At 59.2% G+C, this 14,213-nt stretch carries 15 protein-coding genes; 9 read left to right on the top strand and 6 right to left on the bottom strand.

The window, feature by feature from the left end; translation table 11 throughout:
• Position 1 precedes the first annotated feature (1 nt).
• Entirely contained in the window at positions 2-1,675 is a 1,674-nt protein-coding gene (locus tag JF535_RS13485) for a glutamine--tRNA ligase/YqeY domain fusion protein (RefSeq protein WP_207003009.1), read from the bottom strand.
• A gap of 166 nt (positions 1,676-1,841) precedes the next feature.
• Between JF535_RS13485 and JF535_RS13490 the strand changes: the two genes are divergently transcribed.
• The 3 genes from JF535_RS13490 to JF535_RS13500 are packed head-to-tail and all read left to right on the top strand — an operon-like array spanning position 1,842 to position 4,354.
• Complete coding sequence (locus JF535_RS13490; protein ID WP_207003011.1) at positions 1,842-2,351, top strand: peptidylprolyl isomerase; 510 nt, start codon at positions 1,842-1,844, stop codon at positions 2,349-2,351.
• Positions 2,352-2,395: 44 nt separating this feature from the next.
• Positions 2,396-3,142: a UDP-2,3-diacylglucosamine diphosphatase gene (locus JF535_RS13495; RefSeq protein ID WP_207003013.1), complete on the top strand. Its 747-nt coding sequence runs from the start codon at positions 2,396-2,398 to the stop codon at positions 3,140-3,142.
• A 42-nt stretch (positions 3,143-3,184) separates the two neighbouring features.
• The gene (locus JF535_RS13500) at positions 3,185-4,354 is read left to right on the top strand and encodes a saccharopine dehydrogenase NADP-binding domain-containing protein (RefSeq protein ID WP_207003015.1); all 1,170 of its coding nucleotides are present in this window, start codon (positions 3,185-3,187) and stop codon (positions 4,352-4,354) included.
• 139 nt (positions 4,355-4,493) lie between these two features.
• Here the strand turns inward: JF535_RS13500 and JF535_RS13505 are convergent, their stop codons facing one another.
• On the bottom strand, positions 4,494-5,162 hold the full coding sequence (locus JF535_RS13505) for a carbonic anhydrase (protein ID WP_207003017.1): 669 nt from the start codon (positions 5,160-5,162) through the stop codon (positions 4,494-4,496).
• Between the two features lie 120 nt (positions 5,163-5,282).
• On the opposite strand from JF535_RS13505, the gene JF535_RS13510 reads away from it, so the two are divergent.
• Positions 5,283-6,233 carry a LysR substrate-binding domain-containing protein gene (locus tag JF535_RS13510; protein ID WP_207003020.1) on the top strand — a complete coding sequence of 317 codons (951 nt, stop codon included), beginning with the start codon at positions 5,283-5,285 and terminating at the stop codon, positions 6,231-6,233.
• Between the two features lie 13 nt (positions 6,234-6,246).
• Here JF535_RS13510 and JF535_RS13515 read toward each other — a convergent pair whose 3' ends face one another.
• Positions 6,247-6,711 carry a DUF3429 domain-containing protein gene (locus JF535_RS13515; protein WP_207003022.1) on the bottom strand — a complete coding sequence of 155 codons (465 nt, stop codon included), beginning with the start codon at positions 6,709-6,711 and terminating at the stop codon, positions 6,247-6,249.
• 98 nt (positions 6,712-6,809) lie between these two features.
• Between JF535_RS13515 and JF535_RS13520 the strand changes: the two genes are divergently transcribed.
• A complete protein-coding gene (locus JF535_RS13520) occupies positions 6,810-7,070 on the top strand; it encodes a DUF3081 family protein (RefSeq protein ID WP_207003024.1) in 261 nt (86 codons plus the stop codon).
• Between the two features lie 28 nt (positions 7,071-7,098).
• On the opposite strand, the gene JF535_RS13525 is transcribed toward JF535_RS13520, so the two are convergent.
• Positions 7,099-7,731 (bottom strand): MiaE family protein, encoded by a 633-nt coding sequence (locus JF535_RS13525; RefSeq protein WP_207003811.1) that lies wholly within the window; start codon positions 7,729-7,731, stop codon positions 7,099-7,101.
• Positions 7,732-7,964: 233 nt separating this feature from the next.
• Here JF535_RS13525 and JF535_RS13530 point away from each other — a divergent pair, with 233 nt between their 5' ends.
• Positions 7,965-8,927 (top strand): hypothetical protein, encoded by a 963-nt coding sequence (locus JF535_RS13530; protein ID WP_207003026.1) that lies wholly within the window; start codon positions 7,965-7,967, stop codon positions 8,925-8,927.
• Positions 8,928-8,973: 46 nt separating this feature from the next.
• Here the strand turns inward: JF535_RS13530 and JF535_RS13535 are convergent, their stop codons facing one another.
• Positions 8,974-9,435: a DUF1289 domain-containing protein gene (locus tag JF535_RS13535; RefSeq protein WP_207003029.1), complete on the bottom strand. Its 462-nt coding sequence runs from the start codon at positions 9,433-9,435 to the stop codon at positions 8,974-8,976.
• 383 nt (positions 9,436-9,818) lie between these two features.
• On the opposite strand from JF535_RS13535, the gene acnB reads away from it, so the two are divergent.
• From acnB to JF535_RS13550, 3 genes are all read left to right on the top strand, one after another.
• Positions 9,819-12,434, top strand: a complete 2,616-nt coding sequence (acnB, locus tag JF535_RS13540) for a bifunctional aconitate hydratase 2/2-methylisocitrate dehydratase (RefSeq protein WP_207003031.1) — start codon at positions 9,819-9,821, stop codon at positions 12,432-12,434.
• Between the two features lie 84 nt (positions 12,435-12,518).
• The gene (locus tag JF535_RS13545; RefSeq protein ID WP_207003033.1) at positions 12,519-12,950 is read left to right on the top strand and encodes a hypothetical protein; all 432 of its coding nucleotides are present in this window, start codon (positions 12,519-12,521) and stop codon (positions 12,948-12,950) included.
• The gene (locus JF535_RS13550) at positions 12,947-13,450 is read left to right on the top strand and encodes a DUF6942 family protein (RefSeq protein ID WP_207003036.1); all 504 of its coding nucleotides are present in this window, start codon (positions 12,947-12,949) and stop codon (positions 13,448-13,450) included. The genes JF535_RS13545 and JF535_RS13550 overlap by 4 nt, the downstream gene beginning before the upstream one ends.
• A 26-nt stretch (positions 13,451-13,476) precedes the next feature.
• Here JF535_RS13550 and JF535_RS13555 read toward each other — a convergent pair whose 3' ends face one another.
• The gene (locus JF535_RS13555) at positions 13,477-14,046 is read right to left on the bottom strand and encodes a GIY-YIG nuclease family protein (RefSeq protein WP_207003038.1); all 570 of its coding nucleotides are present in this window, start codon (positions 14,044-14,046) and stop codon (positions 13,477-13,479) included.
• Positions 14,047-14,213: the final 167 nt, after the last annotated feature.

Here is a 14,213-nt window from a genome sequence, read left to right on the forward strand (position 1 = left end):
CTTACTTGTTTTGCTCTTTTGCCCAGGAATCCCGCAGGCCAATGGTGCGGTTGAAGACCGGTTTCTCGGCGGTGCCGTATTTGCTGTCGCGGCAAAAATAACCGTTGCGCTCGAACTGGTAACCCTGCTCCGGTTGTGCCTGGGCAAGACCGATTTCCGCCTTACAGCCGGTGAGAATTTTCAGGTTGTCCGGATTCACGGACTCCAGGAAATTTTTGTCACCCACATCCGGCGATTCCTCGTTAAACAGCCGGTCGTACAAACGCACTTCACAATCGACGTGGTTGTCTGCGGAAACCCAGTGGATCACGCCCTTCGGCTTGACACCATCCGCCGGATCCTTGCCGAGGGTATCCAGATCAACCGAGCACAGGATTTCAACAACATCGCAGGCATCGTTCTTGATCACTTCCTCAGCCTGGATCACGTAGGCGTTGCGCAGCCGGACTTTTTTGCCCAGCACCAGGCGCTTGTATTTCTTGTTGGCTTCCTCGCGGAAGTCTTCCTGCTCGATATACAGAGTTTTTCCAAACGGCAGCGTACGGGCCGGCAGGTCTTCGCGCACCGGGTGACCGGGGGCGCTCAGCATTTCCTGCTGATCTTCCGGGTAATTGGTGAGCGTGACCTTGAGCGGCTCCATCACACACATGGCGCGCGGCGCCTTTTTATCCAGATCGTCACGGATGGCATATTCCAGCATGCCCACATCCACGGTGGAGTCGGAGCGGGTGACGCCGATCATTTCGCAAAACTGGCGAATGGACGCGGGCGTTACGCCGCGGCGGCGCAAACCGGAGATGGTCGGCATGCGCGGGTCGTCCCAACCGTCGACGAAACCTTCGTCCACCAGCTGCTTGAGCTTGCGCTTGGACACCACAGTGTAATTCAGGTGCAGCCGGGCAAACTCGTACTGGCGCGGGCGTGCAGGCACCGGCAGGTTTTCGATAAACCAGTCGTACAGTGGCTTGTGGTCTTCGAACTCCAGGGTGCAGATAGAGTGGCTGATACCCTCGATCGCGTCCGACTGGCCGTGGGCGAAGTCATAGCTCGGGTAGACACACCATTTATCACCGGTCTGGTGGTGCGCCATCTTCTTGATGCGGTAGATGATCGGGTCGCGCAGGTTGATGTTCGGCGCCGCCATGTCGATCTTTGCCCGCAAGCTGCAGCTTCCCTCATCGAACTCGCCGGCGGCCATGCGCGCGAACAGATCCAGGTTTTCCTCTACCGAGCGATCGCGGAAGGGGCTGTTCTTGCCTGGCTCCTTCAGTGTGCCACGATATTCGCGGGCCTGTTCCGGGGAAAGATCACAAACGTAGGCCTTGCCCTCCTTGATGAGGTGGATGGCCCACTGGTGCAGCTGATCGAAATAGTCCGAGGTGTACTTTACATCGCCGGCCCATTCGAAACCGAGCCACGATACGTCGCGCTTGATCGCGTCTACGTATTCCTCTTCCTCTTTGGCCGGGTTGGTATCGTCGAAGCGCAGGTTGCATTGACCACCAAACTCCTTCGCCAGGCCAAAATTTAGACAGATCGATTTGGCGTGGCCGATATGCAGGTACCCGTTCGGTTCCGGGGGGAAACGGGTGCTCAGCTGGCTGACCCGGCCGGCGGCCAGGTCTTCACGGATGATGTTCTGTAAAAAGTGAGCGGGCTTGCTCTCGGATGTCATGGCTTTCTCTATGGTTACAGCTACACAAACTAAGCCGCGCAGTATAACGCAGATGGCCGCCACCGCATGGGTTTTCATTGGGCCCTTGTGGGCTCCAATGGCAGTTTGCGTGGATCTGTGAACAGAGTATCATGCCGCCCCAAACCGACCCCGGACAGGACTCTTTATGATCACTCTGCACACCACTCACGGCGACATTGCTATCGAACTGGACTTTGACAAGGCGCCGAAGACCGCCGCCAACTTCCTCCAGTACTGCCGTGACGACTTCTACACCGGCACGATCTTCCACCGCGTGATCAACAACTTCATGATCCAGGGCGGCGGCATGACCCCGAACATGGACCAGAAGCCCACCCGCGACGCCATCGAGAACGAAGCGGACAACGGCCTGAAAAACGATACCGGCACCCTGGCCATGGCACGCACCATGGATCCGCACTCGGCAACTGCTCAGTTTTTCATCAATGTGAACGACAACGACTTCCTGAACTTCCGCGCCAAGGATGCCCAGGGCTGGGGTTACTGCGTGTTTGGCAAAGTGGTTGACGGCATGGACGTGGTGAACAAGATCAAGGAAGTGGCCACCGGCAGCAATGGCTTCCACCAGGACGTGCCTACGGAAACCATCGAAATCACCCGCGTTACCATTTCTGACGCTTACGCAGACAAGTAAACCAGCCAACGACGGCTTTGGCGGCAAACGGGCGGAGTAGACCAGTGGCAACCTACCTGATTTCAGACCTGCACCTGGACGCATCCCGCCCGGAAATTACCCGGGCCTTTTACCAGTTTCTTGAAGGGCCCGCCGCCGGAGCGGAAGCGCTCTATATTCTCGGCGACTTCTTCGAGGTCTGGATCGGCGACGACGATGACGCACCGCTCGCGGAAGAAGTCGCTCTCCGCCTCAAGCGCTATAGCGAAGCTGGCACCGACGTATTCCTGATGCACGGCAACCGGGATTTCCTGCTGGGTGAGGAATACGCCCTGCGATGCGGTGCCACCCTCCTGCCGGACCCCAGTCTGGTCACCCTCGCCGGCCACCCGGTGCTCCTGATGCACGGTGACAGCCTGTGCACCCGAGACCAGGAGTACATGGCCTTCCGCCAGCAGGCGCGCAATCCGCAATGGCAACAGGCACTGCTGGCCAAGCCTCTGGCAGAGCGCCGTCAGATCGCCGCCCAGATCCGATCGGTCTCCAAGTCCATGAACAGCAGCAAGGCGGAAGACATCATGGATGTAACGCCGGAGGAAGTGCACAAGGTGATGCGTGACCACCAGGTACGCACCCTGATTCACGGCCACACGCATCGCCCCGCCCGCCACGCCCTGACCATTGATGACCAGGCGGCGGAGCGGCTTGTGCTCGGTGACTGGGGCGAACTGGGGTGGTGCATACGCGCCGACGACGCAGGGGAGCCGGGCCACAAGGGGCTTGAACTGATCCACTGGCCCACGGCAGACTAGCGCTTCACGAGTATTACGCGCCAGGGATCAGGAGTCTGCCAGTTGTCACCTTTAAACATGTTGCGCAAGCGAGTACTGATTCTTGGCGGCTACGGCACCTTCGGCAGCCGCATTGCTGAAATGCTCAGCGACGAGCCTGGCCTCCACATCATTCTCGCCGGACACGATCGCTTCAAAGCCACACTTCTCGCCGATCGCCTGCAACAGCAGCCTGCCGACGGCGATTCGCCCGCCTGCACCTTCGAAGGTCTGCGCCTCGACCACCACTCTGTGAATCTTGCCGCCCAGCTCAAGGCCCTGAATCTCGACCTGCTAATTCATTGCGCGGGCCCCTTCCAGCAACAGGGTTACCATGTACCGGAAGCCTGTATCGCAAACGGCATCCACTACCTGGACATTGCGGACGCAACCGAGTTTGTGGGCAACATCGCAACTCTGGACCAGAGAGCCATCAAGTCCGGGGCTTCCGTCATCAGCGGCGCGAGCAGCCTGCCCGCCCTGAGCTCCGCGGTACTCAAGGTCCTCAGTGCATCATTCACACACATCGAGGACGTCGACATCAGCATTGCCCCCGCGCACCGCATCAGTCGCGGCCTCGCAACGGTGCGTGCCGGGTTTGAGTCATTGGGGAAAACACTGACGCTGACCCGCGACGGTCAGCCGGTGGCAAGCTATGCCGGTGACGACTTGCGGAAAGTCACACTGGGTCACCCGGTGGGCAAGCGCCTGGTGTGCAACTTCGATGTGCCCGACCTGAAGCTTGCGCCAGAACACATGCCCGGGATAAAAAACCTGCACTTCGGCACCGGAGTACAACCCCGCCCGCTGCAGTGGGGACTGGCCTTGTGCGCGCGCCTCGCACGCATTCGCCGACCGACATTTCTGCCCGACCCATTGCCCCACTTCGCACGCCTCGGACATTGGCTGGCCGCGCGCTGGCCCGGGGGCAGCAATCACGGCGGCATGCTCATTGAAGTCAGCGGAGAATTAGACGGCCGCCGCGCCCAGGCGCGCTGGCAGATTCTTGGACTCAACGGCGATGGCCCGTGGATTCCCGCAGCGCCCGCCGCTGCCATGGCACGCAAGCTCATTCACAGTGCGCGCGTTGCCCCCGGGGCGCGCCCCTGTTGGCAGCTGCTGTCACTGGACGAGATCCTGCGGGAACTGGCGCCCTATTCCGTAGTGACCTCAGTGGAACTTCCGGATTCCTGAGCACAAAAAAGCGCGAGCAATTCGCCCCGGGTATCCGGAGGCATCCTGCTCGCGCTCTACTGGCGGTCTACCAAACCCGCCCAGCCAGTGATTCAACCAGCCCCTCTCAACCAGTCCCTCTCAACCACCGCAGGGCCTATCAGCAGCAGTCGTTGCCGCCGGCCTCCGGCAGATCGCCAAAGATAGCGCGATAGCGCTCATCCATTGGCTTGAAATCGCGTGTCTGCTCGTCGAAGCAGAGCACCTCCCCGCTGCCGATGTTGTACACCCAGCCGTGCAATGTCACGCGACCACTGGCCAGCCCGGTGGCAACCGCCGGATGCGTGCGCAGGTGCTGCAGTTGCTGGATCACATTTTCTGCCGTGACCTCATCCAGATTCTCGGTGCTCAGTGAGCCATTGCGGTCGCGCACCACCTCGGTAGCAGAGCGGCAATGCCCCAGCCACTCCTTCACGTGCGGCAGACTCTCCAGCTTTTCAGGCTCGATGGCGCCCTTCATGGCCCCGCAGTCAGTGTGACCACACACCACGATATGGGAAACCCCCAGGGCAGCCACGGCAAATTCGATGGACGCGGTCATGCCACCGGTCTGACTGCTGTGCGGAGGCACCACATTCCCGGCGTTGCGGCAGATAAACAGCTCACCCGGTTCAGTCTGGGTCACCAGATTCGGGTCGATACGCGAATCCGCGCAGGTGATGAACAGCACCTCAGGGCTCTGCCCCTCAGCCAGTTCAGAAAAGCGGGCCTTCTTGGCGGGAAACACTTCCTTTTGGAACTTCGCCACTCCGGAAATCACATGATCCATAACAACTCCTACTGAACGGGCCTGGGCATTTAAAATGGCGCCCATTATTTTTTGATAGTTTAATAAGTTAAAATACTACTCACTGATAACTTTTAATTATCAAAACGCCATGGAGCGCCGGTGCCAGTCCAGACTCAAGCCCCCACCCTTCGACAGATCGAATACTTTGTCACCATTGCATCCCACGCCAGCTACCGCCGCGCGGCGGAAGACCTTGGGGTCAGCCAGCCGGCGCTGACCACCCAGATACGATCGCTGGAATCCCTGCTCGGCCTGCCGCTGTTCGAGCGTTCACGTTCGGGCACCCTGCTGACCCCGGAAGGCCGGGAGTTGCTCCCTCAGGCGCAAAAAATGCTGCTGCTGATGCGGGAATTCCGGGAGAACGCCGAAACCATCGCCCAGGGTCTCCAAACCACCTACAAGCTGGGGGTACCGCCCACGCTCGGCCCCTATCTGCTGCCCAAGGTGCTCCCGGCGCTACACGCCCGCCACCACCGACTCAAACTGTATGTTCGTGAGGGGCCACCGCAAAGCTTATTGCGCGGTCTCGGCGACGGCACCTATGACATCGCGATTGTACCCCTGCCGGTGGAGCGCGCCGACCTGGCGGTCGAGCCACTGTTTACCGAACCACTCAAGTTCGTCGTCCCCGCAGATCACCCGCTGGCGGGAAACACTACGATTGATCCGGCTCTGCTGCGCGGGGAAAAGGTGCTCACGCTGGAAGGACACCACCACTTCCACCATCAGGTACAGGAAATCTGCCGTGACCTGGGCGCCCACCTGCAACGGGACTACGAAGGTACCAGCCTCGACACCCTGCGGCAGATGGTCGTAATGGGCCTGGGCGTCACCTTCCTGCCAGGGCTGTATGTTCATTCAGAGATGCACGACCGCGAGGCCCTGCATGTCAGCGAGCTGCAAGGCAAACCGGTACGCCGGCTGCACGGCCTGGTGTGGCGGGCCAGCGCTCCGGGACGCAGGCTCTATCGGGAGCTGGCAGCGCACATTCGCGCGTTGGTTCGAGCGCGCTTGACTGATGTGGTGGAGGTCATCGAGGAGCACCGCTGACAAGACTTTTGCTTCACCGCCAGAGCAGCGCGATCATCAGCACATGGCAGGCGACTACAAAATACGTTATTCGGCTTCTCGTCTTGAAGTAACTGGTCAGATCGGGGCGATTTGGCTTCCATCGCGCCTCCGCCCGCTCCACGAACACATACCCCAGTGCCAGCGCGGGCAACGCAAATCGCGTGTCGTAGAACAGCAGCGCCAGCCAGGCGGCCAGCGCGACGAGGTTGCTCGCGAGCATCAAGGGAACGCGGTAAGGATGATCCACCCGATTGAGCGCACCGCCCCACCAGATCCCGCACAAAAAACTCAGTATGACCGCGCTATACGCGGTGAACAGCAGGCGCCCATCAACCCCCGCCCAGGTAACTCCGGTAAGTGCCATGACGACGCCAATCACAAATGGCACCGCACCCAGGTAGGCAAGCCCGTTGAATAATGGCGTATCACCGTGACGATCAGTTGCTTCGTGTGTCATCTTGTCATCTATGCTGGGTGAAAAGGGGATACACTCGGACCACCGCGCGCGCGGCGAGCGCCGCCCTAAGCTTAGCCCAACCACTACCGGGGTCACCCATGGAGCACGAGTATAAAATCGACGTCAAACAGGCACTGCGCGTGTTTGACAAGATAACCAAGGAAGGAGAAAAAACCGCACACGGATGGCTCTACCGCGGACTCACCGCCAGCACCGACTTTGACGGCTACACGGTATTTTTACGCTCGCAAACGGTGGAACTGACCATCTTCTTTCACAATAAATTTACTGTGAATTGCAGCAGACCCACCGATCTCGAAGACTTCGTCGAGCTGATGAACAAAATCGACCGCGCCTGAACAGCCACGACAGGCGCGCCCCCAACACTCAGGCCAGCCCGGGTACACCGCTGTGAAAGCGGAATTCACCGTCACCGCCCTCAACCAGGTTTCGCTCCACTTCCAACAACGCGGCAACCCGCGGCGCGATGTCTTCATCGCTGGCGTTCTGCGCCAACGTCAGATAATCGCGGAAATGGCGCGCTTCCGACTTCAGCAGCGACAGATAGAATTTCTGTAACTCTTCGTCCAGATGTGGCGCAATCCGCGCAAACCGCTCGCAGGAGCGCGCCTCGATAATCGCTCCGCAAATGAGCGTATCGATCAACCTGCCCGGCTCCGCACTGCGAACCTCTTTGCGCAACCCCGCCGCGTAGCGCGATGCCGAAATGTGTGGATACGCGATACCGCGCTTCTTCATGATGGCCAGCACCTGTTCAAAGTGCCGCAATTCTTCCCGCGCCAGACGCGACATCTTGTTGAGCAGGTCAAAGTTGTCCAGGTAACGGAACATCAGGTTGAGCGCGGTGCCCGCAGCCTTCTTCTCGCAGTTGGCATGATCCACCAGCATCACCTCCGGCGCCGCAAGCGCCGCTTCTATCCAGGCGTCAGGGGTGCGGCACAGCAGAAATTCGTGGATGGCTGAAAGGTCGGGTACTTCGTAGGACACTTCGATGGACATTGTTGCCTGGCGGTTGTTACAGGTGGAGATGGCGGGCAACCGCAGATGCTCTGCACCGATGCCCAAGGGAGGCGGATTATACCCCCTCCCCCACCCTTGGCTAACCCTTGTGCGGTGAAACTACTCCTGGCCACTACGAAGCCCGGCGCAGGGGGTAGCTCTAGACGGATCTGAAGATTTGATAACGGCTTAATAAGTGGATAGTATTTTCCACACCAACACAGGAGCCTCCCGTGACCGTATCCACCACAGACTCCGAAAGACGTCGCAAGCTGCGCGCAATCGCCGATCAACTGCCCAGCGCAATGGCAGACTTACACCGCGATGCGGCGGCACTGAACAGCGCACTGGAAGCCGTAGAACACGGCACCCGACGCAGGGAAAGCTATCTGCTGCAACCCCTGTTCGCACAAGAAGCCGCGACACAACTGCACGGCGACTTCAACTCACCCCACTGCCTGGCCGGCAAACTGTTTGCACAACTGGACTACAACGACGAGGCGGGAGTTGTGGATGCGCGCAATACGCTACAGATTCCGGGGCTACTCGCTGTTCCCCCACATATCATCCCGATCGCCCAGCAGCTCAACAACAGCAAACATGCGGTGCAACAGCTCACTGGCGAGTTCAAAGACTTACTGGCAGACCGGGCCACCCTGGAACGCAATGAACGACTGCGGGAGATGCTGGCTGACTCCGGCTACCCCCGCGCCCACCTGAGGCAGTGCTATCGCCAGATTCTCCTGTGTCCCGACAAGCCCGACGCGATTGCGCTCAGCTGGGTCAAGGCGCGCAAGTCTATCCGCAAGGTTTCGGTGCAATGGTGCGAAAAGAAGCTGATTCAGCTGGATCCCCTGGGGGAAGACACGGGCATCCAGTACCAGCGCCAGATTCTGGCGGACCTGCATCCGCGCCAGCACCTGCTGTTGCGACAGGTTCAGGTACAAAGCCGACCCAACCTGCAGGCCGCAGAAATTTTCTACGACGACGGGGACAGCAAGGGGGAGCGATATCGCCAGATTGGCTACTCGGCGATGCCGGTGCTGGTGAATGGAGCAGATTCAGGCGCGCTGCCGGAATTCACCCGGGTGGAACACAACCCGCCAGCCAGCCGCAGGCGACAGCGACGGGACCTGAAGATCGCACCCCAGCCTCTGCTACCGGCACTGCGCGTACACCTTTGCGCCGCCGATTAATACCGACACCGAGGATAGACACAGTAGTGGTGTGTATTGCGGAGCATCACGCGCTCTGCAGTCCGGGCGCGACAAACCGCTGGTAATAGGCCAGCGACAATGCGTAGAAATCTTCATCGATACGACGCCGCAGTTCCACCAGCGATGCACCGCGTGCCGTCGGTGTTGGGCGCAGCCCATAGTGCGCGAGATCCACAATCTGGCTTGCCCCTGCGCGCAGTAGTTCGAATACCCAACAGTAAGGGTTCTGATCTTCGTTAAAACGGATTTGCTGATGTCGCATCTGGGTCAACAGCAGGTGCTGATCCACGATCTCAAGCTGGCTGCGCACCGCATTGGCAAGATAGCCATCACGGCGTTCGGCGATGATGCGCCGCTGCTCCTCGGAATACGCATTCCAGTCAATCACTTCGTGGGCGAAGCGCTTGCATCCACGACATACATTGTCACCAATACCGGTGGAGCACACACCGATGCAGGGCGTGCGTACTTTCTTGTAAATCGCCATGCAGCGAAAACACCTCGTCGACCGAACAGACTAATAAAACATGTGAAATACGGTGGCACAGAATAGCATTTTGCGTGCCGCGTTTCGTCATCGGAATGCCGTCACTACATCATTCACAGGATGGATATTAGATGCGACAAATGCGACTGATTCCCACTACCAGAGCGGACAAAATACGACCTTTATTGGCGTGATGAATACCCATAATTGGCGTAAGTTATTGATTTTTCAACGAACTTAACAGGGTTATTGGTTTTATTGTAGAATTCGGCACCCGTTTCCAGCGGCAACCGATGTAATTCCCGAGTCCGGCCGCCACACGACCGCCGGATTCCTAAAAAAACGCTGTTGGTTTTACCCCACACACAAAGAGGGACATTTCCGTGCTTGAAGCCTATCGCAAACACGTCGCCGAGCGCGCCGAACAAGGTATCCCACCCAAGCCCCTGAACGCTGAGCAGGTTGCTGGCCTGGTTGAGCTGCTGAAAACCCCGCCCGCGGGTGAAGAGCAGGAGCTGCTGGAGCTGATCACCAATCGCGTCCCGCCGGGTGTGGACGAAGCGGCCTACGTCAAAGCCGGTTTCCTTACCGCTATCGTCAAAGGCGAAGCGGAGTCCCCGCTGATCGACAAAGAACACGCCACCAAACTGCTGGGCATGATGCTGGGTGGCTACAACATCGCCACCCTGGTCGACCTGCTGGACGACAAGGACCTGGCAGAACTGGCGGGCGAGCAGCTGAAAGGCACCCTGCTGATGTTCGACGCCTTCCACGACGTGGAAGAAAAAGCGAAAGCCGGCAACGCAGTAGCCAAGGACGTAATCAACTCCTGGGCGGAAGGTGAGTGGTTCACCAAGCGCAACAAGGTGCCCGAAAGCATCAAGGTTGCGGTCTTCAAGGTCACCGGCGAAACCAATACCGACGACCTGTCCCCGGCCCCGGATGCCTGGTCCCGCCCGGACATCCCCCTGCACGCGCGCGCCATGTACAAAATGACCCGTGACGGCCTGGAGCCGGAAGAGCACGGCGTTACCGGCCCGATGAAGCAGATCGAGGAAATCCAGTCCAAAGGCCTGCCGGTTGCCTTCGTGGGTGACGTTGTGGGTACCGGTTCTTCGCGTAAATCCGCCACCAACTCCGTACTGTGGTTCTTCGGCGACGAACTGCCAGGCGTACCCAACAAGAAAGGCGGCGGCATCTGCATCGGCGGTAAAGTGGCCCCGATCTTCTACAACACCATGGAAGACGCCGGCGCACTGGTATTCGAAGCGCCGGTTGACGACCTGAACATGGGCGACGTGATCGAGATCCGCCCCTACGAAGGCAAGATTCTGTCGGAAGACGGCAAAGTCCTGTCCGAGTTCGAACTGAAATCCGACGTACTGCTGGACGAAGTACAGGCCGGCGGCCGTATCAACCTCATCGTCGGTCGCGGTCTGACCACCAAAGCCCGCGAATCCCTGGGTCTTGGCGCTTCCGACCTGTTCCGCCTGCCGGAGCAGCCGAATGACACCGGCAAGGGTTTCACCCTGGCGCAAAAAATGGTTGGTAAAGCCTGCGGCATGGAAGGCGTCCGTCCGGGCACCTACTGCGAGCCGAAGATGACCACCGTTGGCTCCCAGGACACCACTGGCCCGATGACCCGCGACGAGCTGAAAGACCTGGCGTGCCTCGGCTTCCAGGCCGACCTCACCATGCAGTCGTTCTGTCACACCGCGGCTTACCCCAAGCCCGTGGACATCGACACCCAACACACCCTGCCGGACTTCATCATGAACCGCGGCGGTGTTTCCCTGCGCCCGGGTGACGGCATCATCCACAGCTGGCTGAACCGCATGCTGCTGCCGGATACCGTGGGTACCGGTGGTGACTCCCACACCCGCTTCCCGATGGGCATTTCCTTCCCGGCGGGCTCCGGCCTGGTGGCGTTCGCCGCCGCTACCGGCGTTATGCCGCTCGACATGCCGGAATCCGTACTGGTGCGCTTCAAGGGCGAAATGCAGCCGGGCATCACCCTGCGTGACCTGGTACATGCCATCCCCTACTACGCCATCCAAGAAGGCCTGCTGACCGTCGAGAAAAAAGGCAAGAAGAACATCTTCTCCGGCCGTATTCTCGAGATCGAAGGTCTGGACAACCTGACCGTAGAGCAGGCGTTCGAACTGTCCGACGCCTCTGCAGAGCGCTCCGCGGCCGGCTGTACCATCAAGCTGCCGGAAGACGCCATTGCGGAATACCTGCGTTCCAACATCACCCTGCTGCGCTGGATGATTGCCGAAGGCTACGGCGACAAGCGCACCCTGGAGCGTCGCGCACGCGCCATGGAAGCCTGGCTGGAAAAACCGGAACTGATGAGTGCCGACGCCGACGCGGAATACACCGCGGTGATCGAAATCGACCTGGCGGAAATCAAAGAGCCGATCGTGTGCTGCCCGAACGACCCGGACGACGCCAAGCTGCTGTCTGACGTCGCCGGCGACAAGGTAGACGAAGTGTTCATCGGCTCCTGCATGACCAACATCGGTCACTTCCGCGCCGCCGGTAAGCTGCTGCAACAGCACAAAGGTGGCATCTCCACCCGCATGTGGATCTCGCCACCCACCAAGATGGACGAGCACCAGCTGATGGAAGAAGGCTACTACAACATCTACGGCGCAGCCGGTGCCCGCACCGAAATGCCGGGATGCTCCCTGTGTATGGGTAACCAGGCACGCGTAGCCCCCAACAGCACCGTGCTGTCCACCTCTACCCGCAACTTCCCCAACCGCCTGGGTGACGGTGCCAACGTGTACCTGACCTCCGCGGAACTGGCCTCTGTAGGCGCCATCCTGGGCAAACTGCCGACCCCGGCGGAATACCAGGAATACGCCCAGAACCTGAACTCCATGTCTGCGGAAATCTACCGCTACCTGAACTTCGACCAGATTGAAGACTTCCAGAAATCTGCCGAAGAAGGCAAGCGCATTGTCGCGACCGAGATTCAGGATGTTGCGGTTTAAGTGACAGGCTGAGCTTCAGGAAGCCCCGCTCGCGAGAGTGGGGCTTTTTTTTGCCAAACGAGGACCCCACCGAAGGGAGGTGCTATGAAATTAAACTGGGAAATAGACAAAGATCGAGCGCTCACTGGAGCCGCGAAGCAAAATGATCGTGAACACAGCATTCACCATTCGACCGTTGTTGGTGCCTCAGAGCAGGACATTCAGCTTGCTATTGATGCAAGCGTTGAAAAAGCCTGCGAACTCTTGGAGAACAACATCCAGGACGATTCCCGATACCTGCTTTTTGGCTGGGACAGCGAGGTATCAACACTGACCATTGTGGTCACTGACGACGACAAACGGCACGATTCCCGTGATGTGGTGCAATGCCATCTGGTCACCGGTGGCCAGCAGCCGGATCCCGAAGACATCCAGTTTTGGATCAAGGACTACCTGACGACCTGCGCCCCCTTCTTACGCTACTCCCTGATCGCGGCATTCCATCGGGGATCCAGAGCAACCTGCACGCTACTGTGAGCGAGCCGGACTATCTGGGGTCGCCGCGACCGGCCCTCACGCTCTATCTTCCCCACCGCCCGCAAGGCCTGGATGAACTGGTCGCTGCGCCGGATGCCCGGCGGTTGGTGGAAAACAATTCCAACCACTGGCGAAAGATCGTGACCTTGCTGGCGAAGATTGTCAGCCCACAGGCGGAATGGCGCAGTTTCAGGGACGATGCGCTGTTTGCACATACCGCGCTGTGCTTTGCGCCGCGCCTCGAGGATGCATCAGGGTGGCACTGGATAGGAGGTAAGGACAACCTGCAGCGCTTTACGATCGAAGACCTGAATGCAAAAGCTTTGAAGAGTGCGCCAGAAGTTGCTCTGGACATTGAGAAGCGTGTGCTGCTGACACCCTACCCCGACTACCGCCAGCTCAGTAATGCAACGGTAGCCGAGATTCGCAACGCACTGGAGCGCGCGGGGTTTTATCGCAGGAACCAGGGACGGCCAGTTAGAGCAGTCCCTGTGCGCTGAGAGGGCTTCAAGGCCTCCGCTTTACCTCAGCGACGGGAAAGCGTCGATCCCCGGGCATCGAGCCCCGCCAGAATCGCTTTCATCTCGTCCGCTTCTTCCTGCGCCTTCTTGGCTTTCGCCGCTGCAATCCTGGCCTTTTCCGCTTCGATACCGGCTTTGATGGCACGCTCTTTGGCGGCGCTGCCGGTACGCCCGATCGCCAGCTTTTCTTTGACCGGCTTGGCCGGTTTCTTGTTGGCCGCTGCACCGGCTGCCGGCTTTACGCGGGTCACGCGGGTTTTTGCCTTGGGTGCCAGCGCGGACTTGGTGGTTCCCGGCTTTACGGTCTTGATACCAACGAGACTTTTTGCATTGAACGAGTCAAGTGCCTCTTCCACCATTTCCTGTAATTCCAGGCGATCTTCCGCCACGGCAAACAGACTCGGGGTGAAGGCGCTGGCACCAAACTTCTTGAGTTCATCGTAAAACGGATGATCGATCCCCAATGCAAGTGCGGCCTGGATTTGCTCGAAACGGGCTTCCGGGGATACCCCCTCACGCGCCGTGCCAACCCATACCTGGTCCGTATCTTCATTGGTCAGGGTGAAAACGATCATAGAACTTCAGTCAACCTCTTCTTGCTCTGGATGGTGGATCGACGGCCTGAGCCCGATTGCCGACCCACCGAAAGGCCGCGCATTCTAATGATTTAAAAGTAAAAGTGCAGACTTGACTTGAGGATCCTGCCCATTACTTTTGCGCGGGAAGATTTATCACTGAAATA

The sequence above is a fragment of the Microbulbifer salipaludis genome (genome assembly GCF_017303155.1).
Lineage (GTDB): Bacteria > Pseudomonadota > Gammaproteobacteria > Pseudomonadales > Cellvibrionaceae > Microbulbifer > Microbulbifer salipaludis.